Raw genomic sequence first — 23,819 nt, forward strand, 5'->3', positions numbered from 1 at the left:
ATGACCCATTACCTGGACTTCGAAAAATCCCTGGCCGAGATCGAGGGCAAGGCAGAAGAACTGCGCAACATGTCCCGGCAGGAGGACGGCGCGGACATGGAGGAGCAGGCCCAGGCGCTGGACCAGAAGGCGGCCAAGCTGCTGGACGATCTCTACAAGAACCTGACGCCCTGGCGGAAATGCCAGGTGGCGCGGCACCCGGCCCGGCCGCACTGCATCGACTATATCCGCACCCTGTTCACCGAGTTCACGCCGCTGGCGGGCGACCGCAACTTCGCCGACGACCACGCCGTGATGGGCGGGCTTGCGCGACTGGACGGGCGGCCGGTGATGGTGATCGGCCACGAGAAGGGCAACGACACCAAGTCGCGGCTCGAGCGGAATTTCGGCATGGCGCGGCCCGAGGGCTATCGCAAGGCGATCCGCCTGATGGAGATGGCCGACCGCTTCGGCCTGCCGGTGGTCACCCTGATCGACACGCCCGGCGCCTATCCCGGCAAGGGCGCCGAGGAACGCGGCCAGTCCGAGGCCATCGCCCGCTCGACCCAGGCATGCCTGGGGCTGGGCGTGCCGCTGGTCAGCGTCATCATCGGCGAGGGCGGCTCGGGCGGCGCGGTCGCCTTCGCCACCGCCAACCGCATCGCGATGCTGGAACACTCGGTCTACTCGGTGATCTCGCCCGAGGGCTGCGCGTCGATCCTGTGGAAGGACGCCGACAAGATGCGCGAGGCCGCCGAGGCGCTGCGCCTGACCGCGCAGGACCTGAAGAAGCTGGGCGTCATCGATCGCATCATCTCTGAGCCACAGGGCGGCGCGCAGCGTGACCTGCGCGCGGCCGTCGAGTCGGTCGGGCAGGCCATCGGCCAGATGCTGGACGAGCTGAGCGGGCTGGACCGCGACGGGCTGCGCGCCGAGCGGCGGCAGAAATACGTGAACATGGGCGACAAGGGGCTGGCGGCATGAAGGTCTACCTGAGCGGCGAAATCCACACCGACTGGCGCGAGCGGATCGAAAGCGGGGCGGACGGTCTCGGGGTCACGTTCTCGGCGCCCGTCACCGATCACGCGGCCAGCGACGATTGCGGCGTGGCCATCATGGGACCCGAGGACAAGAAGTTCTGGCACGACCGCAAGGGCGCGTCGCTGAACGCCATCCGCACCCGCATGGGGATCGAGTCCGCCGACGTGGTCGTCGTGCGGTTCGGCGACCAGTACAAGCAGTGGAACGCCGCCTTCGACGCGGGCTATGCCGCGGCGCTGGGCAAGTCGCTGATCATCCTGCACGGCCCCGACCACGCCCACGCGTTGAAAGAGGTCGACGCCGCCGCCAACGCGGTCTGCGAGACCCCCGAGCAGGTGGTCGACTGCCTGCGCTACGTGCTGACAGGCAAGCTGCCGGGCTAGGCGCGCCCGGGCGTCGTCGCGCCCCTGGCGGATCGTCGGATCGAGTATTTGAAGACCAGTGATGCAGGGTGCAGGGCGCGGCCCGGGCACCGGTGCGCCTAATTTCGACTGTCGGAGGGCGGCCAGCCAGAATGCCTTGACCGGTGGATGCCGGGCGCATCACCCTCGGGCGGTTCCAGTCAGCCTGGGGCCGCTCGATGAAACGCATTCTGATCGCCGTCACGGTGTTGGCCGGCATGGCCCAGGCGGTCTCCGCCCAAAGCTCCAACGCCGCCAGTTACCTGGTGCGCGAACGGATCGCCGAAGCCTGCGCCGGTGGGGCCGGACCCTTCGGCCCGGCGGGCATCATCGAGCGGGACCTGACCGGCGACGGCCGCGCCGACCTCATCCTCTTCGACCACCATCTGTCCTGCCGGGGCGGGATCGGCCGGTCACGATTCTGCGGCGCGGCGGCCTGCGCCTACACGATCTTCGTGCGCGAGGGCGACCTGCTGCGACCGAAGCATCAGGGCCTTTCGGTCGAGAATGTGTGGATCGAGTCCGGCACGCCGCCGGTCATCAACGCCACGGGCGCCGCCGCCAGCGGCTATGCGACAATACAGCTCCGGTGGGACGGGTCAGGCTTTCGCTAGGCGCGCGGGCAGGAGAGCATCGCGGTGATCTGCCAGCCCTCCGGCCCGTCGCGCAGGTGCAGGAACGTGTCCCAGGTGGCGCCGAAAAGCTCGCGCTGCTCGAGCCGGGCACCGGCGCAGCCGGGCGCGGCCGACAGCGCAACGATCCGCGCGGCGTAGGTCGAGTAGACCTCGTTCTGGGCCAGGTGATCGAAGAACGGATAGATGCTGCCCACGACCTCGCGCTGGCCCAGCCGGCCGGAGAACGCGGCATCGGCGTGGAACAGGGATCGCATCAGGGACAGGTCCCGGCGCGCCGTGGCGTCGATGAACTGTTCGAGTGTCGCGCGCGCGGCGTCTTCTGCGCCCATCCTGCCCTCGTCGGTCTGCCCGGGCTCCAGTCTTCGCCGCGCGACGGCCGCTTGGCAAGACCGGGGCGCGGCGGTGCTTGATCTGGGCGGCCCGAGCCCGTATCTGATGCCCGACACCCGAGAGGAGCTGCCCAATGGCCGCCAAGACCAACCCGTTCCAGTTCATCCAGCAGACCCGCGCCGAGATCGCCAAGGTCGTCTGGCCGACCCGGCGCGAGGTGCTTCTGACCACCGTGATGGTGTTCATCATGGCGTCGCTGACGGCGGTGTTCTTCTTTTTCGTGGATTTCCTGATCCGCTCGGGGCTGCAGTTGCTGCTGAACAGTGTCGGCTGAGCCACCCGCCGCGGCAGGCTTGCGTTCCGCGCCCGAGGCGGTTAGACGACCGAAAATCCCGGAAATGCTGGCGTGCACCTGATTCGAGTTGCACGCCGCTTTTTTATCCGGGCGCCCGCGCCGATACGCGGGATCAAGTGCAACGATAGATGCGAAGGCAAGGTCTCAGATGGCGAAACGCTGGTATTCCGTGAGCGTCCTGTCGAACTTCGAGAAGAAGATCGCCGAGCAGATCCGGTCGGAAGTCGCCGACAAGGGGCTCGAGGACGAGATCGACGAGGTGCTGGTGCCCACCGAAGAGGTGATCGAGATCCGGCGCGGCAAGAAAGTGACCACCGAGCGGCGGTTCATGCCCGGCTACGTGCTGGTGCACATGGAATTGGCCGACCACACCTATCACCTGATCAACTCGATCAACCGCGTGACCGGCTTCCTCGGCCCCCAGGGCCGCCCGATGCCCATGCGCGACGCCGAGGTCGAGGCGATCCTGGGCCGCGTGCAGGAAGGCGAGGACGCCCCGCGCATCGAGATCAGCTTCGAGACCGGCGAGAAGGTGAAGGTCACCGACGGCCCGTTCGAGGGCTTCGACGGCATGGTCGAGGACGTGGACGACGCCAACCAGCGTCTGAAGGTCAGCGTCTCGATCTTCGGTCGCGCCACGCCGGTCGAGCTGGAGTACACTCAGGTCTCGAAAGAGGTCTGAGCAGGCCGGGTCACCCCGGCCGCGTCGACGTGGGAGCTTGCGGGCCTTGGGCGCGCGGCGAACCACGGCAAGATGCCCCGTCTGAGGGGCGATTGTAGGGTGGGGAGCATCCCCGCCGCGATTGAAAGGAGGCCACCATGGCCAAGAAGAAGGTCGGCAGCATGAAGCTGCAAGTGCCTGCGGGCAAAGCGAACCCCTCGCCCCCCGTCGGCCCCGCGCTGGGTCAGCGCGGCATCAACATCATGGAATTCTGCAAGGCGTTCAACGCCAAGACGCAGGACATGGAGCCCGGCGCGCCGTGCCCCACCGTGATCACCTACTACCAGGACAAGTCCTTCACGATGGACATCAAGACGCCGCCGGCGTCGTACTACCTGAAGAAGGCCGCCAAGATCCAGTCGGGCGCCAAGACCCCGTCGCGCGAGACCGTGGGCACCGTGACCGTCAAGCAGGTCCGCGAGATCGCCGAAGCGAAGATGAAGGACCTGAACGCGACCTCGGTCGAGGGCGCGATGAAGATCATCCTGGGCTCCGCGTCCTCCATGGGCATCGAGGTGAAGTAATGGCCAAGATCAGCAAGAAGCGCCAGGCGCAGAAGGAAGCTTTCGCCGGCAAGGAAAACCTGTCGGTGGACGAGGCCGTCAAGCTGGTGAAGGCGCACGCCACCGCCAAGTTCGACGAGACCATCGAGATCGCCATGAACCTGGGCGTCGACCCGCGCCACGCCGACCAGATGGTCCGCGGCACGGTCACCCTGCCCGCGGGCACCGGCAAGGACGTGCGCGTCGCCGTCTTCGCCCGTGGTCCCAAGGCCGAGGAAGCCCAGGCCGCCGGGGCCGACGTGGTCGGCGCCGAGGATCTGATGGAGCAGGTTCAGGCCGGCAACATCAACTTCGACCGCTGCATCGCCACCCCCGACATGATGCCCATCGTGGGCCGCCTGGGTAAGATCCTGGGCCCGCGCAACCTGATGCCGAACCCCAAGGTCGGCACGGTGACCATGGACGTCAAGGAGGCCGTCGAGGCCGCCAAGGGCGGACAGGTCCAGTTCAAGGCCGAGAAGGCCGGCGTCGTGCACGCGGGCATCGGCAAGGCGTCGTTCGACGAGTCGGCCCTGGCCGCCAACCTGCGCGCCTTCGTCGATGCCGTGGGCAAGGCCAAGCCGGCCGGCGCCAAGGGCACCTACATGAAGCAGGTCGCCCTGAGCTCGAGCATGGGCCCCGGCGTGACCGTGGACGTCGTGTCGGCCACCGGCAACGACTGATACCGATCCGGCCGCTCCGCGGCGGTCGAGGAAACAAGGGGGGCGCGTCCGGCACCGGGCGCGCCCCTTTGTCTATGGGGGACGTCCGAAAGCCATCTCGGCGCAAAGCGGCGCGAGGACGGGTGTTCTAAGCCCTGCGCGCCACCTCGCGGCCGTTTCTGAGGCGCACATGCACGACCGTCGGATGCTCTCCGGCACGTTTGACGTCTGCGATGCCTGACGCTTCGACCAGGTCTGTCAGACGTGGAAATCCGAAGTTGCGAGCGTCGAAGTCGGGGGCCTGATTGGCGAGATGCGCCCCGACCCTCGCAAGGTTTGCCTGGCCGTCCTCCCCGGCCGTGGCGGCGATGGCCTTGGACAGCATGTCGATAGCCGTCTCGTCGAGCCCGGCGTTTCTGGGGGCAGACGGAATGAAGGCCGGCGACAGGATTTTGGCGGTGCTCTCCTTCGGCTTTGACTGGTCGGGATCATTTGCATCCAGAACGTCGAAATAGACGAACTTGTCGCAAGCCGTGATGAACGGGCGCGGCGTCTTGCGTTCCCCGAAGCCGTAGACGATCAGGCCCTGCTCCCGCACGCGGGCGGCCAGGCGTGCGAAGTCACTGTCACTGGAGACGATGCAGAACCCGGTGAAACGCCCCGTGTAGAGCAGGTCCATGGCATCGATTATCATCGCACCATCCGTCGCGTTCTTGCCCGTGGTGTATGCGAACTGCTGAACCGGCTGGATCGAGTGTTCGAGCAGGCAGTCCTTCCAGCCGGTGAGCTCCGGTCTGGTCCAGTCGCCATAGATCCGCTTCACGCTTGCGGTTCCGTAGTTCGCGATCTCCGCCAGCAACCCGTCCACGATCTTGGGCGAGGCGTTGTCGCCGTCGATCAGCAGCGCCAGCGTCTGGTTGGTCTCGTTCGTCATGATGTCCTCGCGTTTCCGAGGGCGTATCGGACAAGGATGTCAGGATGATGTCGGAAACCGCGGGCGGCTCAGGGTCGGTCGGCGCCGCGACCGGTGGGCTTGCCCCGGCAGCGGCGTCGCCGTCGCGCAGCGCTTGCGACATTGCGGCCCGGTGTCCGGGGGGATCAATCCGGCGGGTCGGGTGTTGGTGGGCCAAGATCCAATGAACCCGCCCGCGGGAAGCCGCGGGGCTGCCCAGAAGGAGTGCCCCATGACCGAACATCGCGCCGCCACCCTGTCCGACCTGCCCGAGAACGATCCGACCGAGGTCGCCGTCGGCGACCGCAAGGTCGTGCTGGTCCGACAGGCCAGCAGCGTCTTCGCCGTTGCCGCGACCTGCCCCCACAAGGGCGTGCCGCTGAAGATGGGTGCGGTGAAGGACGGCAAGCTGATCTGCCCCGCCCACCGCGCGATGTTCGACCTGGAAAGCGGCGACCTGCTGGCGCCCCCGGCCTGCGAGTCCATCGCCAGCTATCCGGTGCGGGTGGACGGCGAGGACGTGTATGTCACCGTCGAGCCCGATCAGCCGGAACACCCGCTGCCTGCCCATGCGGGCCGCGGCGACGACCCGCGCCGCTTCGTCATCCTGGGCTCCGGCGCCGCCGGCTGGCGCGCCGCCGAGACCCTGCGCCGCGAGGGGTTCGAGGGGACCATCAACGTGGTGACCGACGAGGGGCCCGTGCCGCTGGACCGCACGGGGTTCTCCAAGGGATACCTCAACAGCGGCGAGACGCCTGCCCTGCGCGACGAAAGCACCGTCGCCAAGCTGGGCATCGAGGTGGTGAAGGGCCGGGCGACCGGCATCACGCCGGCGCTGAAGACCGTGAACCTCGACGGGGGCGTGTCGCTGGACTACGACGCGCTGCTGATCGCCACGGGCTGCGACCCGCGCAAGCTGGACGTGCCGGGCGCCGATCTGGAAGGCATCCACATGATCCGGGGCATGGCCGACGCCGACGCCCTGCGCGAGGATATCGAGAGCCGCGCCAAGGCGGGGCCGGTGCGGGTGGCCATCGTCGGGGCGGGTTTCATCGGGCTCGAAGCCGCGACCAACCTGAACAAGCGCGACGGTGTCGAGGTCACTGTGGTCACGCCCGAGGCGCGCCCGCTGGCCAAGCTGTTCGGCGATGCCTTCGGCGACCGGCTGCTGTCCGAACACCGCGAGGCGGGCATCGAGATGCGGACGGAGACCAGGGTCACCGGCTTTGCCGGGTCGCGCCGGGTCGAGGCGCTCGAGACCGAGGGGGGCGACAGCATCCCGTGCGACATCGCGATCGTGGCCATCGGGGCCAAGCCGCGGACCGAGTGGCTGCCGTTCGAGACGCTTCAGGACGGCGGCATCGGCGTGGATGACAAGCTGGCCGTGGCGGGTGTCGAGGATATCTATGCCGCGGGCGACATCGCGCAGCTGCCCACGCCCTGGGGCGACGTGCGGATCGAGCACTGGCGCTTCGCGCAGGAGCTGGGCGAGCTGGCGGCGCGCAACATGCTGGGGCAGGGCGCGCGCTATGCGGGCACGCCGTTCTTCTGGTCGATGCAGCAGCCGAACGGATCCTACAGCTATACCGGCCATGCCGAGTCCTGGGACGACGCGCGCGGCGCGCCCGATGGCGACAGTTTCCAGGTCGAATACGTGACGGGCGGGCGCAAGGCGGCCGTGCTGGCGCTGGGCTTCGACGACGACCTGACGAAGCTGACGCTCGAGATGGCGGGCACCGGCCCGGTTGCGGACGCCTGAGCGGCGAAAACTGGCTGGGTCGGGTTGGCAATCCGGCGCGAACGGCCTAATAGGCTCCTGTCGTTCCCCCGTGCGATTCGCGCGGGGGTTCGCATTCGTCCGAGACGGTGGGTGCGCCGGGCCAGCCCGGCACGTAATTCCTGCCCGAGACGGGAAGAGACATTTTTTTATCGGCCCCGCGATCGGTGCCGGTTTGGGGATGTGACGACCCGTTCGGACCGCATGGTCGGGCTGAACAACAGTCCGGCTGAACGAGCCGGAGGGGTTGCCCTCCAAACTTGGAGTGAAACTGTGGATAGAGCCCAGAAAGAGAAAGTGGTCGAGGAACTCGGCCAGATCTTCGAAAGCTCTGGCGTCGTAGTGGTTGCCCACTACACGGGCCTCACGGTTGCCGAGATGCAGGACCTGCGCGCGCGTATGCGTGAAGCGGGCGGGTCCGTCCGCGTTGCCAAGAACAAGCTCGCCAAGATCGCCCTTGAGGGAAAGCCGAACGCTTCGTTGGCCGACCTTCTGACGGGCATGACCGTTCTGTCCTATTCCGAGGACCCCGTGGCTGCGGCCAAGGTGGCCGAGGACTACGCCAAGGATAACTCGAAATTCGAGATCCTGGGCGGTGCCATGGGCGAGAACGCGTTGGACCGCGCCGGTGTGGCGGCGGTTGCGAAGATGCCCAGCCGCGAGGAGCTTATCGCTTCCATCGTGGGCTGCATCGGCGCGCCCGCATCCAACATCGCGGGGGCCATTGGCGCGCCTGCTTCGAACATCGCAAGCATCCTGTCGACCATCGAGGAGCGGGCCGAGGCGGCCTGATCCCGTCCGGGTCTTGAACCCGGATCGCTGGAACACATCTAAACGAACGGAACCAATCAAATGGCTGATCTGAAGAAACTTGCCGAAGAGATCGTGGGTCTGACCCTTCTCGAGGCCCAGGAACTGAAAACCATCCTGAAGGATGAATACGGCATCGAGCCCGCCGCTGGCGGCGCCGTGATGATGGCCGGCCCTGCTGGCGACGCCGGTGGCGCCGCCGAAGAAGAGCAGACCGAATTCGACGTGATCCTGAAGAGCGCCGGCGCTCAGAAGATCAACGTGATCAAGGAAGTCCGCGCCATCACCGGCCTGGGCCTGAAAGAGGCCAAGGAACTGGTCGAAGCCGGCGGCAAGCCCGTCAAGGAAGGCGTCGACAAAGCCGAAGCCGAAGAGATCAAGGGCAAGCTGGAAGCAGCTGGCGCCGAGATCGAGCTCAAGTGATCGACGCGCCCGCGGCGCGGCGCGGCCCCCGGACCTGATCCGGGGCGCGCGTTGCCCGGGGCGCGCGCGCGGCCAGGGCGGCATCGGAACCTTCAGGGCTGCGATGTCGCGCAAGGGCCCGCGAAACAAACCGGCTGGTCCCGTTTTCGGGGCCAGCCTTCCGCGTCTCAGAGAGGGCCATGGTGGCCCGTGACCCTCTCTCAGGTGCGGCAAGGGATCGGGCGGCGACCGGTGGGACGGTCGCCAGGTATGGATCCACTGCCCCCGTTTCGTCAGGACGCGCGGCCCCGCCCCAAGGGTCGTGCCGCCCACGAAAAGCAAAGGTGATACCCCCATGGCATCCAGCTACCTTGGCCAGAAGCGGCTTCGTAAATATTACGGCAAGATCCGGGAAGTCCTGGAAATGCCGAACCTCATCGAGGTTCAGAAATCCAGCTATGATCTCTTCCTGAAGTCGGGCGACCAGCTCGAGCCGATGGACGGCGAAGGCATCAAGGGCGTGTTCCAGTCGGTCTTTCCGATCAAGGACTTCAACGAGACGGCCGTCCTGGAATTCGTCAAGTACGAGCTGGAAAAGCCGAAATACGACGTCGAGGAATGCCAGCAGCGCGACATGACCTACAGCGCGCCGCTGAAGGTGACCCTGCGCCTGATCGTGTTCGATGTGGACGAGGATACCGGCGCCAAGTCCGTCAAGGACATCAAGGAGCAGGACGTGTTCATGGGCGACATGCCCCTGATGACGCCGAACGGCACCTTCGTGGTGAACGGGACCGAGCGCGTCATCGTGTCGCAGATGCACCGTTCGCCCGGCGTCTTCTTCGACCACGACAAGGGCAAGACCCACAGCTCGGGCAAGCTGCTGTTCGCCTGCCGCATCATTCCCTATCGCGGCTCGTGGCTGGACTTCGAGTTCGACGCCAAGGATCTCGTCTACGCGCGCATCGACCGTCGCCGCAAGCTGCCGGTGACGACGCTTCTCTATGCCCTGGGGCTCGACCAGGAAGCGATCATGGACGCGTATTACGATACCGTCGACTTCAAGCTCGAGAAGAACAAGGGCTGGGTGACCAAGTTCTTCCCCGAGCGCGTGCGCGGCACGCGTCCCGCCTATGACCTGGTCGACGCCAAGTCGGGCGAGGTGATCGCCGAGGCGGGCAAGAAGGTGACCCCGCGCGCCGTGAAGAAGCTGATCGACGAAGGCGAAGTGACCCAGCTTCTGCTGCCGTTCGACCAGATCGTCGGCCGCTTCGTCGCGCGCGACATCATCAACGAGGAAACCGGCGCGATCTACGTCGAGGCGGGTGACGAGCTCACCTGGGAGACGGACAAGGACGGCGCAGTCACCGGCGGCACCCTGCACGAGCTGATCGAGGCCGGCATCACCGACATCCCGGTGCTGGACATCGACAACGTCACGGTCGGCCCGTACATGCGCAACACGATGGCGCAGGACAAGAACCTGAACCGTGACACCGCGCTGATGGACATCTACCGCGTCATGCGCCCGGGCGAGCCGCCCACCGTCGAGGCCGCCAGCACCCTGTTCGACACCCTGTTCTTCGACGCCGAGCGCTATGACCTCAGCGCCGTGGGCCGGGTGAAGATGAACATGCGCCTGAATCTCGACGCCGAGGACACGCAGCGCACCCTGCGCCGCGAGGACATCGTCGCCTGCATCAAGGCGCTGGTGGACCTGCGCGACGGCCGCGGGGACATCGACGACATCGACCACCTGGGCAACCGCCGGGTGCGCTCGGTCGGCGAGTTGATGGAAAACCAGTACCGCGTCGGCCTGCTGCGCATGGAACGCGCCATCAAGGAGCGCATGTCGTCGGTCGAAATCGACACCGTCATGCCGCAGGACCTGATCAACGCGAAGCCCGCGGCCGCCGCCGTGCGCGAGTTCTTCGGCTCGTCGCAGCTGTCGCAGTTCATGGACCAGACCAACCCGCTGTCGGAAGTCACCCACAAGCGCCGCCTGTCGGCCCTTGGACCGGGCGGCCTGACGCGCGAGCGTGCCGGCTTCGAGGTGCGCGACGTGCACCCGACCCACTATGGCCGGATGTGCCCGATCGAAACGCCCGAAGGTCCGAACATCGGCCTGATCAACTCGCTGGCGACCTTCGCCCGCGTGAACAAGTACGGCTTCATCGAGACGCCCTATCGCGTGGTGAAGGACGGGCAGGTGACCGACGAGGTTCACTACATGTCCGCCACCGAGGAAATGCGCCACACCGTGGCGCAGGCCAACGCGACGCTGGATGACGGCGGCAAGTTCGTGAACGAGATGGTGAACACCCGCCAGTCGGGCGACTACACGCTGGCCCCGGTCGAGAATGTCGACCTGATCGACGTGTCGCCCAAGCAGCTGGTGTCGGTCGCCGCCTCGCTGATCCCGTTCCTCGAGAACGACGACGCCAACCGCGCCCTGATGGGGTCGAACATGCAGCGCCAGGCGGTTCCGCTTCTGCGGGCCGAGGCGCCGCTGGTCGGCACCGGGATCGAGGAAATCGTCGCCCGCGATTCGGGCGCCGCGATCATGGCGCGGCGCGGCGGGGTCATCGACCAGGTCGATGCCCAGCGTATCGTGATCCGGGCCACCGAGGACCTGGAGCTGGGCGACGCCGGTGTGGATATCTACCGCCTGCGCAAGTTCCAGCGGTCGAACCAGAACACCTGCATCAACCAGCGTCCGCTGGTGAAGGTGGGCGACAGCGTCGGCAAGGGCGAAGTCATCGCCGACGGCCCGTCGACCGACCTGGGCGAGCTGGCCCTGGGCAAGAACGTGGTCGTCGCGTTCATGCCGTGGAACGGCTATAACTACGAGGACTCCATCCTGATTTCCGAGCGGATCACCCGCGACGACGTCTTCACCTCGATCCATATCGAGGAGTTCGAGGTCGCCGCCCGTGACACCAAGCTGGGACCGGAAGAGATCACCCGCGACATCCCGAACGTGGGCGAAGAGGCGCTGCGCAACCTCGACGAGGCCGGCATCGTCTATATCGGCGCCGAGGTCGGGCCTGCGGATATCCTTGTGGGTAAGATCACGCCCAAGGGCGAAAGCCCGATGACGCCCGAGGAGAAACTCCTGCGCGCCATCTTCGGCGAAAAGGCCAGCGACGTGCGCGACACCTCGCTGCGTCTGCCCCCGGGTGACTATGGCACGGTCGTGGAAGTTCGCGTCTTCAACCGCCACGGCGTGGAGAAGGACGAGCGGGCCCTGCAGATCGAGCGGGAAGAGATCGATCGCCTGTCGCGCGACCGCGACGACGAGCTGGCGATCCTGGACCGCAACATCTATGCCCGCCTGCGCGAGCTGATCCTGGGCAAGACCGCCGTGAAGGGCCCCAAGGGCGTCAAGGCGAACACCAAGATCGACGAGGCGCTGCTGGATGACCAGCTGAGCCGCGGCCAGTGGTGGCAGCTCGCCCTCGAGGACGAGGACGACGCCAAGATCATGGAAGCCCTGAACGAGCAGTACGAGGCGCAGAAGCGCGCGCTCGACGCCCGTTTCGAGGACAAGGTCGAGAAGGTGCGTCGTGGCGACGACCTGCCGCCGGGCGTGATGAAGATGGTCAAGGTCTTCGTCGCGGTGAAGCGCAAGCTTCAGCCGGGCGACAAGATGGCCGGCCGTCATGGCAACAAGGGCGTGATCTCGAAGGTGGTGCCGATGGAGGACATGCCGTTCCTCGCCGATGGCACGCCGGTCGACTTCGTCCTGAACCCGCTGGGCGTGCCGTCGCGCATGAACGTGGGTCAGATCCTCGAAACCCACATGGGCTGGGCCGCACGCGGTCTGGGTCTGAAGGTGGACGAGGCGCTGGACGATTATCGCCGCAACGGTGACATGACCCCGGTGCGCGACGCGATGAAGATCGCCTATGGCGACGACGTCTTCGCCGAGGGCATCGAGGGCGCCGAAGATGACGCGCTGCTGGAAATGGCCGGCAACGTCACCCGCGGTGTTCCGATCGCCACGCCGGTCTTCGACGGCGCGAAAGAGGCCGACGTGAACGACAGCCTGGCGCGTGCCGGCTTCGACACCTCGGGCCAGTCGCTGCTGTTCGACGGCCGCACGGGCGAGGCGTTCAGCCGGAAGGTGACGGTGGGGATCAAGTACCTGCTGAAGCTGCACCACCTGGTGGACGACAAGATCCACGCGCGGTCGACCGGACCCTACAGCCTGGTCACCCAGCAGCCGCTGGGCGGCAAGGCCCAGTTCGGCGGTCAGCGCTTCGGCGAGATGGAGGTCTGGGCGCTGGAAGCCTACGGCGCGGCCTACACCCTGCAGGAGATGCTGACGGTGAAATCCGACGACGTGGCGGGCCGGACCAAGGTCTACGAGAGCATCGTCAAGGGCGAGGACAACTTCGAGGCGGGCGTCCCCGAGAGCTTCAACGTTCTCGTGAAGGAAGTCCGCGGCCTCGGCCTGAACATGGAACTCCTGGATGCCGAGGACGAGGAGGAAGACGCGGAGTGATCCGCGGCGGGGGCGATCCTTTCCCCAAGAATCGTCCCTCACTCCCCTCTCTGACGCACCCTAACTCTTAGGACAGAATATGAACCAGGAACTGACCACCAACCCGTTCTCGCCCATGGCGACGCCGAAAAGCTTCGACGAAATCAAGGTATCGCTGGCGAGCCCCGAGCGGATCCTCAGCTGGTCCTTCGGCGAGATCAAGAAGCCCGAGACGATCAACTACCGCACGTTCAAGCCCGAGCGTGACGGCCTGTTCTGCGCGCGCATCTTCGGACCGATCAAGGATTACGAGTGCCTGTGCGGCAAGTACAAGCGCATGAAGTATCGCGGCGTCGTCTGCGAGAAGTGCGGCGTCGAGGTGACGTTGCAGAAGGTCCGTCGCGAGCGCATGGGCCACATCGAGCTGGCCGCGCCCTGCGCCCACATCTGGTTCCTCAAGTCGCTGCCCTCGCGCATCGGCCTGATGCTGGACATGACCCTGCGCGACCTCGAGCGGGTTCTCTACTTCGAGAACTACGTGGTGATCGAGCCGGGCCTGACGGATCTCACCTACGGTCAGATGCTGACCGAGGAAGAGTTCATGGACGCCCAGGACCAGTACGGCATGGACGCCTTCACCGCCAATATCGGCGCCGAGGCCATCCGTGAGATGCTGGCGATGATCGACCTCGAGGCCGAGGCCGAGCGCCTGCGCGAGGAGCTGAAGGAAGCCACCGGCGAACTGAAGCCCAAGAAAATCATCAAGCGCCTGAAGATCGTCGAGAACTTCATCGAATCCGGCAACCGCCCGGAATGGATGGTGCTGACCGTCGTTCCCGTCATCCCGCCCGAGCTGCGCCCGCTGGTTCCGCTGGACGGTGGCCGCTTCGCGACCTCGGACCTGAACGACCTGTATCGCCGCGTCATCAACCGCAACAACCGCCTGAAGCGCCTGATCGAGCTTCGCGCGCCTGATATCATCATCCGCAACGAAAAGCGGATGCTGCAGGAATCCGTCGACGCCCTGTTCGACAACGGCCGCCGCGGCCGCGTCATCACCGGCGCCAACAAGCGCCCGCTGAAGTCGCTGTCGGACATGCTGAAGGGCAAGCAGGGCCGGTTCCGCCAGAACCTGCTGGGCAAGCGCGTCGACTTCTCGGGCCGTTCGGTCATCGTGACCGGCCCCGAGCTGAAGCTGCACCAGTGCGGGCTGCCGAAGAAGATGGCGCTCGAACTGTTCAAGCCGTTCATCTACTCGCGGCTCGAGGCGAAGGGCCTGTCGTCGACCGTGAAGCAGGCGAAGAAGCTGGTCGAGAAAGAGCGTCCCGAGGTCTGGGACATCCTCGACGAGGTCATCCGCGAGCACCCGGTCATGCTGAACCGGGCACCGACCCTGCACCGCCTGGGCATCCAGGCGTTCGAGCCGGTGCTGATCGAAGGCAAGGCGATCCAGCTTCACCCGCTGGTCTGCTCGGCCTTCAACGCCGACTTCGACGGCGACCAGATGGCCGTGCACGTCCCGCTGTCGCTGGAAGCCCAGCTGGAAGCGCGCGTCCTGATGATGTCGACCAACAACGTGCTGTCGCCCGCCAACGGCGCGCCCATCATCGTGCCGTCGCAGGACATGATCCTGGGCCTGTACTACATCACGATGCAGCGCGAGGGCATGAAGGGCGAAGGCATGATCTTCTCGAACGTGGACGAGGTGCAGCACGCCCTCGACGCGGGCGAGGTGCACCTGCACGCCAAAGTCCAGGCGCGGCTGCCGCAGATCGACGACGAGGGCAACGAGGTGATGGTGCGGTTCGAAACCACGCCGGGCCGCGTGCGCCTGGGCGCGCTTCTGCCGCTGAATGCCAAGGCGCCCTTCGACCTGGTCAACCGTCTGCTGCGCAAGAAGGAAGTGCAGCAGGTCATCGACACCGTCTACCGCTACTGCGGCCAGAAGGAGTCGGTCATCTTCTGCGACCAGATCATGACCATGGGCTTCCGCGAGGCGTTCAAGGCCGGCATCAGCTTCGGCAAGGACGACATGGTCATTCCCGAAACGAAGTGGCCGATCGTGGAAGAAACCCGCGAGCAGGTGAAGGACTTTGAGCAGCAGTACATGGACGGCCTGATCACCCAGGGTGAGAAGTACAACAAGGTCGTCGATGCGTGGTCGAAGTGTAACGACAAGGTCACCGAGGCGATGATGTCGACCATCTCGACTCCCGGCACCGACGAGAACGGCGCCGAGAACGAGCCGAACTCGGTCTACATGATGGCCCACTCGGGCGCCCGTGGCTCGGTCACCCAGATGAAGCAGCTGGGCGGCATGCGTGGCCTCATGGCCAAGCCGTCGGGCGAGATCATCGAGACGCCGATCATCTCGAACTTCAAGGAAGGCCTGACCGTGCTCGAGTACTTCAACTCGACCCACGGTGCGCGGAAGGGTCTGTCGGACACCGCCCTGAAGACGGCGAACTCGGGTTACCTGACCCGTCGTCTGGTGGACGTGGCGCAGGACTGCATCGTTCGCATGCATGATTGCGGCACCGACCGGGCCGTGACCGCGCGGGCCGCCGTCAACGACGGCGAGATCGTCGCGTCGCTGGGCGAGCGTGTGCTGGGCCGTGTCGCGGCCGAGGACCTGGTCAGGCCGGCCACCGACGAGGTGATCGTCGCCGAGGGCGAGCTGATCGACGAGCGCAAGGCCGACATGGTCGAGGCCAGCGGCCTGGCCGAGGCGCGCATCCGCTCGCCGCTGACCTGCGAGGCCGAGGAAGGCGTCTGCGCCATGTGCTACGGTCGTGACCTGGCGCGCGGTACGATGGTGAACCAGGGCGAAGCCGTGGGCATCATCGCGGCGCAGTCCATCGGCGAGCCGGGCACCCAGCTGACCATGCGGACGTTCCACATCGGCGGCGTGGCACAGGGTGGCCAGCAATCCTTCCAGGAAGCTGGCCAGGAGGGCGTGGCCGAGTACCGCAACGCCCAGACCCTGAAGAACGACGCCGGGCAGGTGATCGTCATGGGCCGCAACATGACCCTTGCGATCATCGACGAGAACGGCGTCGAGCGTGCGACCTACAAGCTGGGCTACGGCACCACGATGCATGTCGAGGACGGCGCCAAGATCAGCCGTGGCGACAGGCTGTTCGAGTGGGACCCCTACACCCTGCCGATCATCGCCGAGAAGGCGGGCACCGCGCGCTTCGTCGACCTTGTCACCGGCATCTCGGTGCGGGACGAGACCGACGACGCCACCGGCATGACCCAGAAGATCGTCAGCGACTGGCGGTCGGTGCCCAAGGGCGGTGACCTGAAGCCCGAGATCCTGATCGTGGGCGAAGACGGCGAGCCGGTGCGCAACGACCAGGGCAACCCGGTCACGTACCCGATGTCGGTGGACGCCATCCTGTCCGTCGAGGAGGGGGCCGAGATCAAGGCCGGTGACGTGGTCGCGCGTATTCCGCGTGAGGGCGCCAAGACCAAGGACATCACCGGTGGTCTGCCGCGTGTGGCCGAACTGTTCGAAGCGCGTCGTCCGAAGGACCACGCCATCATCGCCGAGGCGGATGGCTACGTTAAATTCGGTCGCGACTACAAGAACAAGCGCCGTATCGCCATCGTCCCGGCCGAGGACGACGCCGAGCCGATCGAGTACATGGTGCCCAAGGGCAAGCACATCCCGGTGCAGGAAGGCGACTTCGTGCAGAAGGGCGACTACATCATGGATGGCAACCCCGCCCCCCATGACATCCTGTCGATCCTGGGTGTGGAAGCTCTGGCCGATTACATGATCGACGAGGTGCAGGACGTCTATCGACTGCAGGGTGTGAAGATCAACGACAAGCACATCGAGGTGATCGTTCGCCAGATGCTGCAGAAGTGGGAGATCCAGGACTCGGGCGAGACGACGCTTCTGAAGGGCGAGCACGTGGACAAGGCCGAGTTCGACGAGGCCAACGAGAAGGCTCTCAAGAAGGGCGGCCGTCCGGCACAGGGCGAACCGATTCTGCTGGGCATCACCAAGGCGTCGCTGCAGACCCGCAGCTTCATCTCGGCGGCGTCCTTCCAGGAAACCACCCGCGTGCTGACCGAAGCCTCGGTGCAGGGCAAGCGCGACAAGCTGGTGGGCCTGAAAGAGAACGTCATCGTCGGCCGCCTGATCCCGGCCGGCACCGGCGGGGCCACCCAGCGCGTGCGCCGCATCGCGGCCGAGCGCGACCTGAAGGTGCTGAAAGCCGCCCGGGCCGAGGCCGAAGCGGCCGCCGCCCTGGCCGCGCCCGAGGAAGAGGTGATGGGCGAGCAGCCCATGGACGTGGGCCTGATGGACACGCCCGAGAGCCGCGACGAATAAGCACGCGGCCCTTCACAGGACGGATCAAGGCGCCCCCTCGCGGGGCGCCTTTTTCTTTGCGGAAACCGGTGGATAGCGCGCCGATCAGGCCAAATTCCCGGCGAATTCCCGATTCCGGTCGGAACGCCCGTTGAAATCGGGTTTGCCCAACCGCCGATCTGCCGCACTTTTATCTAATTGTGAGGAAAAACCGTACCGACCCAAAAAGGGGATAAGGCCATGTCGAACAAGGAATATCGCAAACCGGGATTGGGGCTCGCGCTTCTGCCCATTGTCCTGACGCTCGCCATCCTGATGCTTCAGCTGTTCTATTTCGGCAATTTCGTGCCGCATATTCCGCTGGCTATCGGCATCGCCATCACCGGCCTCGTGGCGCTGTATCTCGGGCATGACTGGGACAGCATCGAGGACGGGCTGTTCCACGTGGTCAAGATTTCCCTGCCTTCGGTGTCGGTACTGATCGTTGTCGGGATGATCATCGGGGTCTGGATCGCCTCGGGTACCGTGCCCACGCTGATCTACTACGGCCTGCTGGTGCTGAACCCGTCGATATTCCTCGCCGCCGCGATGATCCTGTGCGCGGTCGTTTCGGTCAGCCTCGGCACGTCGTGGGGTACGGTCGGCACCGTGGGCCTGGCGCTCATGGGCATCGGCGCCGGTTTCGAGGTGCCCGCCTACTGGACTGCCGGCGCAGTGGTTTCGGGCGCGTTCTTCGGCGACAAGATCTCGCCCCTGTCGGACACGACGAACCTGGCCCCTGCGGTCACCGGGACGAACGTCTTCGACCACATCCGCAACATGATGCCCACGACCGTCCCCGCGATGCTGATCGCGCTGGGGGTCTATATCTTCGCGGGCTACACGCTGATCGACCCGGCCGGCGGATCGTTCGAGCAGATCAACGCCATCACCAGCGGCCTGGACGAGGCCTTCTGGATCTCGCCCTGGCTTCTGGTGCCCGCGCTTCTGGTCATCACCCTTGCCGTGACCAAGAACCCGCCGATCCCGTCGCTGTTCGCAGGTGTCCTGGCGGGTGGCCTCATGGCGATCATGTTTCAGGGCGAGGGGCTGAAGTCGGTGTTTGCCTATGCCAACTCGGGCTTCTCGATCGAAACGGGCGTGAGCGAAATCGACAACCTGCTGAACCGGGGCGGCGTGCAGTCGATGATGTGGACCATCTCGCTCATCCTGCTGGCGCTCGGCTTCGGCGGCGCGCTGGAGCGGACCCGCTGCCTGGAAGCCGTGATCGACAAGATCATCGCCAGCGTGAAGTCCTTTGCCGGCATCCAGACCTCGGCGACTTTGACCGCGGCGGCCACCAATGTTGTGGCGGGCGACCCCTACCTGTCGATCGCGCTGCCGGGGCGGATGTACTGCCCGGTCTATCGCGGGATGGGATATTCCACGCTGAACCTGTCGCGCGGCATCGAGGAGGGCGGCACGCTGATCTCGCCGCTGATCCCGTGGAACGCGGGCGGCGCCTTCGTGATCTCGGCCCTGGGGCTCGGGATCATGGGCGGCGATCTCGAGAACCTGCTCTATATCCCGCTGGCCATCGCCTGCTGGGCCTCGCCGGTGATCGGCATCTTCTACGCCTGGACCGGCCTCTTCTCGCCCAAGGCATCGGACGAAGAGAAGCAGAAGTGGAAATCGGACGGCGAGGACATCGCCGATCTCCAGACGGCCTGACCGTTTCGACCGGGGCGGCCCCTTGCGCGCCGCCCCGGTCCCGCTGTCCGGCGGCCTTTTACCCTCCGGTAAGGGGCGCTGTTGACACCCGACGACTCGGGTTCTATACGGCCCCGAACTGAGCGTCCGGGCGATGCCCTGCCAGTTGTGAAATCGAAGGACGTGGTCACGATCCGGGCCCTGGCGCCCCGATCCTCTGAGACCCAACCGCAAGGGCCCGCGCCCGTTGCGGTGATTGCGTTTTGCGGACGCGCAAGGCGTAGCGAAGAAGATGAACCGGGGTGCGCGCGCCCCATGAGAATTAGATGTTGCAACACCGAGGAAAGTCACCGGAATGCCAACGATCCAACAGCTGATCCGCAAGCCGCGGCAGCCGAAAGTCAAACGCTCCAAGTCGCTGCACCTGGAAGGCTGCCCCCAGAAGCGCGGCGTCTGCACCCGCGTTTACACCACCACGCCGAAGAAGCCGAACTCGGCCATGCGGAAGGTCGCCAAGGTGCGCCTGACCAATGGTTACGAGGTCATCAGCTACATCCCCGGCGAATCGCACAACCTGCAAGAGCACTCGGTGGTGCTGATCCGTGGTGGTCGTGTGAAGGACCTTCCCGGTGTCCGCTACCACATCCTGCGCGGCGTGCTGGACACGCAAGGTGTCAAAGACCGCAAGCAGCGCCGCTCGAAATACGGCGCGAAGCGTCCGAAGTAAGAGGATTAACAGATGTCCCGTCGTCACGCCGCCGAAAAGCGCGAGATCCTGCCCGACGCCAAGTTCGGCGATAAGGTGATCACCAAGTTCATGAACAACCTGATGGTTGACGGCAAGAAGTCCGTCGCCGAACGCATCGTCTACAACGCGTTCGATCGGGTCGAAGGCAAGCTCAAGAAGTCGCCCGTCGAGGTCTTCCACGAGAGCCTGGACAACATCAAACCGTCGGTCGAGGTCCGCTCGCGCCGCGTGGGTGGTGCGACCTACCAGGTGCCCGTCGAAGTGCGCCCCGAGCGCCGCGAAGCGCTGGCGATCCGCTGGCTGATCAACGCCTGCCGCGCCCGCAACGAGAACACCATGGAAGAGCGTCTGGCCGGTGAGCTCGTCGATGCCGTCAACGGTCGTGGCTCGGCGGTGAAGAAGCGCGAAGACACCCACAAGATGGCCGACGCCAACAAGGCGTTCAGCCACTACCGCTGGTAAGACCGGCGGGTTTTCCCGCCGTCGCCGGCGGACCACCGTACCAAAGCAAGGACTGCTCCTATGCCCCGCGATTATTCGCTCGCCCGTTACCGCAACTTCGGCATCATGGCTCACATCGATGCCGGCAAGACCACCTGCACCGAGCGCATCCTGTTCTACACCGGCAAGTCCCACAAGATCGGCGAAGTCCATGACGGCGCCGCCACGATGGACTGGATGGAGCAGGAGCAGGAACGCGGGATCACCATCACCTCGGCCGCGACGACCACCTTCTGGTTCCGCACCGAGGACGGCAAGACCACGACCGGCATCTACGGCGACACGCCCGAGGAAGCCGGCTTCCGCTTCAACATCATCGACACCCCCGGCCACGTGGACTTCACCATCGAGGTCGAGCGTTCGCTGGCCGTGCTGGACGGCGCCGTCGCCGTGCTGGACGCCAATGCCGGCGTCGAGCCGCAGACGGAGACCGTGTGGCGCCAGGCCGACCGCTACAAGGTGCCGCGCATCGTGTTCGTCAACAAGATGGACAAGATCGGTGCCGACTTCTTCAACTGCGTGAAGATGATCAAGGACCGCACCGGTGCCACCCCCGCGCCGATCCAGATGCCCATCGGGGCCGAGGATCAGCTGGAAGGCATCGTCGACCTGGTTACCATGAAGGAGTGGGTCTGGAAGGGTGAAGACCTGGGCGCCAGCTGGGTCGTTCAGGACGTGCGCGACGAGCTGAAGGATCGTGCCGAGGAGATGCGCCAGGAGCTCATCGAGATCGCCGTCGAAATGGACGACGACGCGATGGAGAAGTACCTGGAAGGCGAAGAGCCCGATCTGCCGACCCTGCGGTCGCTGATCCGCAAGGGCACCCTGTCCATGTCCTTCGTGCCCGTGCTGGCCGGCTCGGCGTTCAAGAACAAGGGCGTGCAGCCCCTGCTGAACGCGGTGATCGACTACCTGCCCGGTCCGCTCGACGTGCCCGCCTACATGGGCTTCTCGCCCGATGACGAGACCGAGACCCGCAACATCGCCCGGCACGCCGACGATGACGAGCCGTTCTCGGCGCTGGCGTTCAAGATCATGAACGACCCGTTCGTGGGCTCGCTGACCTTCACCCGCATCTACTCGGGTCACCTCTCCAAGGGCGACTCGGTCATGAACTCGACCAAGGGCAAGAAAGAGCGCATCGGTCGTATGATGATGATGCACTCGAACAACCGCGAGGAAATCGAGAACGCCTATGCGGGCGACATCATCGCGCTGGCCGGCCTGAAGGAAACGACCACCGGCGACACGCTGTGCGACAGCCAGAAGCAGGTGGTTCTGGAGACCATGACCTTCCCCGATCCGGTCATCGAGATCGCGGTCGAGCCCAAGACCAAGGCCGACCAGGAGAAGATGTCCGCGGGCCTGCAGCGTCTGGCGGCCGAGGATCCGTCCTTCCGCGTCGAGACCGACCTGGAGTCGGGCCAGACCATCATGAAGGGCATGGGCGAACTTCACCTGGACATCCTGGTCGACCGCCTGAAGCGCGAGTTCAAGGTCGAGGCCAACATCGGTGCGCCGCAGGTGGCCTATCGTGAAACCGTGTCGAAGGAAGCCGAGCACACCTACACCCACAAGAAGCAGTCGGGTGGTTCGGGCCAGTTCGCCGAGGTGAAGATGATCATCACCCCGACCGAGCCGGGCGAAGGCTTCTCGTTCGAAAGCCGCATCGTCGGCGGCGCGGTGCCGAAGGAATACATCCCCGGCGTCGAGAAGGGCGTGAAGTCGGTCATGGACTCCGGTCCGCTGGCGGGCTTCCCGGTCATCGACTTCAAGGTCGCTCTGATCGACGGCAAGTTCCACGACGTGGACTCGTCGGTCCTGGCCTTCGAGATCGCAGCGCGTCAGTGGATGCGCGAGGCCATGAAGAAGGCCGGCGCCAAGCTGCTCGAGCCGATCATGAAGGTCGAGGTCGTGACCCCCGAGGAGTATACCGGCAACATCATCGGTGACCTGACCTCGCGGCGGGGCCAGGTGCAGGGCCAGGAGACGCGCGGCAACGCGATCGTCATCAACGCCTTCGTGCCGCTGGCCAACATGTTCGGCTACATCAACAACCTGCGTTCGATGTCGTCGGGCCGCGCCCAGTTCACCATGCTCTTCGATCACTACGAGCCCGTTCCGCAGAACATCTCGGAAGAGATCCAGAGCAAGTACGCATAAGCGGGGCGGCGGGGTGAACCCCGCCCTACCCAACCACCGTAGGGCGGGGGACGACCCCGCCACCCACCAGACGAAAAGAAGGAGCCCACGCAATGGCGAAGGCAAAGTTCGAACGCAACAAACCGCACGTGAACATCGGGACCATCGGTCACGTTGACCACGGCAAGACGACGCTGACCGCGGCGATCACCAAGTATTTCGGCGACTTCCGCGCTTACGACCAGATCGACGGCGCGCCCGAGGAGAAGGCCCGCGGCATCACGATCTCGACCGCGCACGTGGAGTACGAGACCGAGGCCCGCCACTATGCCCACGTGGACTGCCCCGGCCACGCCGACTACGTGAAGAACATGATCACCGGCGCCGCGCAGATGGACGGCGCGATCCTGGTGGTGAACGCCGCCGACGGCCCCATGCCGCAGACGCGCGAGCACATCCTGCTGGGCCGCCAGGTCGGCATCCCCGCGATCGTGGTCTACATGAACAAGGTCGACCAGGTGGATGACGAGGAGCTGCTGGAGCTCGTCGAGATGGAAATCCGCGAGCTGCTGTCGTCCTACGAGTATCCCGGCGACGACATCCCGGTCATCCCGGGCTCGGCTCTGGCCGCGATGAACGGCGAGAACCCCGAGATCGGCGAAGAGTCGATCAAGAAGCTCATGGCCGCCGTGGACGAGTACATCCCGACGCCCGAGCGCGCCGTGGACCAGCCGTTCCTGATGCCGGTCGAGGACGTGTTCTCGATCTCGGGCCGCGGCACCGTGGTCACCGGCCGTGTGGAGCGTGGCGTGATCAACGTGGGCGACGAGATCGAGATCGTCGGCATCCGCGACACCAAGAAGACGACCTGCACCGGTGTCGAGATGTTCCGCAAGCTGCTGGACCGCGGCGAAGCCGGCGACAACATCGGCGCGCTGCTGCGCGGCGTGGACCGTGACGGCGTCGAGCGTGGCCAGGTGCTGTGCAAGCCCGGCTCGGTGAAGCCGCACACGAAGTTCGAGGCCGAGGCCTACATCCTGACCAAGGAAGAGGGCGGCCGCCACACGCCGTTCTTCGCGAACTACCGCCCGCAGTTCTACTTCCGCACGACGGACGTGACCGGCACGGTGCAGCTGAACGAAGGCACCGAGATGGTCATGCCGGGCGACAACGTGCAGTTCGGCGTCGAGCTGATCGCGCCGATCGCCATGGAAGAGAAACTGCGCTTCGCCATCCGCGAAGGCGGCCGCACCGTCGGCGCCGGCGTGGTGTCGAAGATCATCGAGTAATCGGAACGCATCCCGGCGCACCCCGCCGGGATG

Annotated in this window: 19 protein-coding genes; 17 read left to right on the plus strand and 2 right to left on the minus strand. The window is 65.7% G+C overall.

Annotated features, from left to right (window positions below; genetic code table 11):
• From BUB76_RS05225 to BUB76_RS05235, 3 genes are all read left to right on the plus strand, one after another.
• Positions 1–963 carry an acetyl-CoA carboxylase carboxyltransferase subunit alpha gene (locus tag BUB76_RS05225; RefSeq protein WP_073127452.1) on the plus strand — a complete coding sequence of 321 codons (963 nt, stop codon included), beginning with the start codon at positions 1–3 and terminating at the stop codon, positions 961–963.
• On the plus strand, positions 960–1,403 hold the full coding sequence (locus tag BUB76_RS05230) for a YtoQ family protein (RefSeq protein ID WP_073127455.1): 444 nt from the start codon (positions 960–962) through the stop codon (positions 1,401–1,403). Before BUB76_RS05225 ends, BUB76_RS05230 begins: the two co-directional genes overlap by 4 nt.
• A gap of 197 nt (positions 1,404–1,600) precedes the next feature.
• On the plus strand, positions 1,601–2,035 hold the full coding sequence (locus BUB76_RS05235; protein WP_139250778.1) for a hypothetical protein: 435 nt from the start codon (positions 1,601–1,603) through the stop codon (positions 2,033–2,035).
• Here the strand turns inward: BUB76_RS05235 and BUB76_RS05240 are convergent.
• Positions 2,032–2,385 carry a nuclear transport factor 2 family protein gene (locus BUB76_RS05240; protein WP_073127459.1) on the minus strand — a complete coding sequence of 118 codons (354 nt, stop codon included), beginning with the start codon at positions 2,383–2,385 and terminating at the stop codon, positions 2,032–2,034. The two genes, BUB76_RS05235 and BUB76_RS05240, sit on opposite strands and share 4 nt — an antisense overlap.
• 134 nt (positions 2,386–2,519) lie before the next feature.
• Here BUB76_RS05240 and secE point away from each other — a divergent pair, with 134 nt between their 5' ends.
• From secE to rplA, 4 genes are all read left to right on the plus strand, one after another.
• A complete protein-coding gene (gene secE / locus BUB76_RS05245) occupies positions 2,520–2,720 on the plus strand; it encodes a preprotein translocase subunit SecE (protein ID WP_073127461.1) in 201 nt (66 codons plus the stop codon).
• A 169-nt stretch (positions 2,721–2,889) separates the two neighbouring features.
• Positions 2,890–3,423 carry a transcription termination/antitermination protein NusG gene (gene nusG / locus BUB76_RS05250; protein WP_073127462.1) on the plus strand — a complete coding sequence of 178 codons (534 nt, stop codon included), beginning with the start codon at positions 2,890–2,892 and terminating at the stop codon, positions 3,421–3,423.
• 137 nt (positions 3,424–3,560) lie between these two features.
• Positions 3,561–3,986 carry a 50S ribosomal protein L11 gene (gene rplK, locus BUB76_RS05255; RefSeq protein ID WP_073127465.1) on the plus strand — a complete coding sequence of 142 codons (426 nt, stop codon included), beginning with the start codon at positions 3,561–3,563 and terminating at the stop codon, positions 3,984–3,986.
• The gene (gene rplA / locus BUB76_RS05260; protein WP_073127467.1) at positions 3,986–4,687 is read left to right on the plus strand and encodes a 50S ribosomal protein L1; all 702 of its coding nucleotides are present in this window, start codon (positions 3,986–3,988) and stop codon (positions 4,685–4,687) included. The genes rplK and rplA overlap by 1 nt, the downstream gene beginning before the upstream one ends.
• A gap of 127 nt (positions 4,688–4,814) precedes the next feature.
• On the opposite strand, the gene BUB76_RS05265 is transcribed toward rplA, so the two are convergent.
• Entirely contained in the window at positions 4,815–5,600 is a 786-nt protein-coding gene (locus tag BUB76_RS05265) for an NYN domain-containing protein (protein ID WP_073127469.1), read from the minus strand.
• A gap of 250 nt (positions 5,601–5,850) precedes the next feature.
• On the opposite strand from BUB76_RS05265, the gene BUB76_RS05270 reads away from it, so the two are divergent.
• From BUB76_RS05270 to tuf, 10 genes are all read left to right on the plus strand, one after another.
• Positions 5,851–7,377, plus strand: a complete 1,527-nt coding sequence (locus BUB76_RS05270) for an FAD-dependent oxidoreductase (RefSeq protein WP_073127471.1) — start codon at positions 5,851–5,853, stop codon at positions 7,375–7,377.
• Positions 7,378–7,668: 291 nt separating this feature from the next.
• Entirely contained in the window at positions 7,669–8,187 is a 519-nt protein-coding gene (gene rplJ, locus BUB76_RS05275; protein WP_073127473.1) for a 50S ribosomal protein L10, read from the plus strand.
• 60 nt (positions 8,188–8,247) lie between these two features.
• Positions 8,248–8,628 (plus strand): 50S ribosomal protein L7/L12, encoded by a 381-nt coding sequence (gene rplL, locus BUB76_RS05280; RefSeq protein ID WP_073127475.1) that lies wholly within the window; start codon positions 8,248–8,250, stop codon positions 8,626–8,628.
• Positions 8,629–8,962: 334 nt separating this feature from the next.
• Complete coding sequence (gene rpoB, locus BUB76_RS05285; RefSeq protein WP_073127477.1) at positions 8,963–13,114, plus strand: DNA-directed RNA polymerase subunit beta; 4,152 nt, start codon at positions 8,963–8,965, stop codon at positions 13,112–13,114.
• A 79-nt stretch (positions 13,115–13,193) separates the two neighbouring features.
• Positions 13,194–17,438 carry a DNA-directed RNA polymerase subunit beta' gene (rpoC, locus tag BUB76_RS05290; RefSeq protein WP_073127480.1) on the plus strand — a complete coding sequence of 1,415 codons (4,245 nt, stop codon included), beginning with the start codon at positions 13,194–13,196 and terminating at the stop codon, positions 17,436–17,438.
• Between the two features lie 219 nt (positions 17,439–17,657).
• A complete protein-coding gene (nhaC, locus tag BUB76_RS05295; protein ID WP_073127482.1) occupies positions 17,658–19,127 on the plus strand; it encodes a Na+/H+ antiporter NhaC in 1,470 nt (489 codons plus the stop codon).
• Positions 19,128–19,461: 334 nt separating this feature from the next.
• The gene (rpsL, locus tag BUB76_RS05300) at positions 19,462–19,833 is read left to right on the plus strand and encodes a 30S ribosomal protein S12 (protein WP_036175706.1); all 372 of its coding nucleotides are present in this window, start codon (positions 19,462–19,464) and stop codon (positions 19,831–19,833) included.
• A 12-nt stretch (positions 19,834–19,845) separates the two neighbouring features.
• Complete coding sequence (gene rpsG, locus BUB76_RS05305) at positions 19,846–20,316, plus strand: 30S ribosomal protein S7 (protein ID WP_073127484.1); 471 nt, start codon at positions 19,846–19,848, stop codon at positions 20,314–20,316.
• Between the two features lie 60 nt (positions 20,317–20,376).
• The gene (gene fusA, locus BUB76_RS05310) at positions 20,377–22,518 is read left to right on the plus strand and encodes an elongation factor G (protein ID WP_073127486.1); all 2,142 of its coding nucleotides are present in this window, start codon (positions 20,377–20,379) and stop codon (positions 22,516–22,518) included.
• A 92-nt stretch (positions 22,519–22,610) separates the two neighbouring features.
• Positions 22,611–23,786 carry an elongation factor Tu gene (gene tuf, locus BUB76_RS05315; protein ID WP_073127489.1) on the plus strand — a complete coding sequence of 392 codons (1,176 nt, stop codon included), beginning with the start codon at positions 22,611–22,613 and terminating at the stop codon, positions 23,784–23,786.
• Positions 23,787–23,819 lie beyond the last annotated feature (33 nt).

Source organism: Palleronia salina (assembly GCF_900141995.1).
GTDB lineage: Bacteria > Pseudomonadota > Alphaproteobacteria > Rhodobacterales > Rhodobacteraceae > Palleronia > Palleronia salina.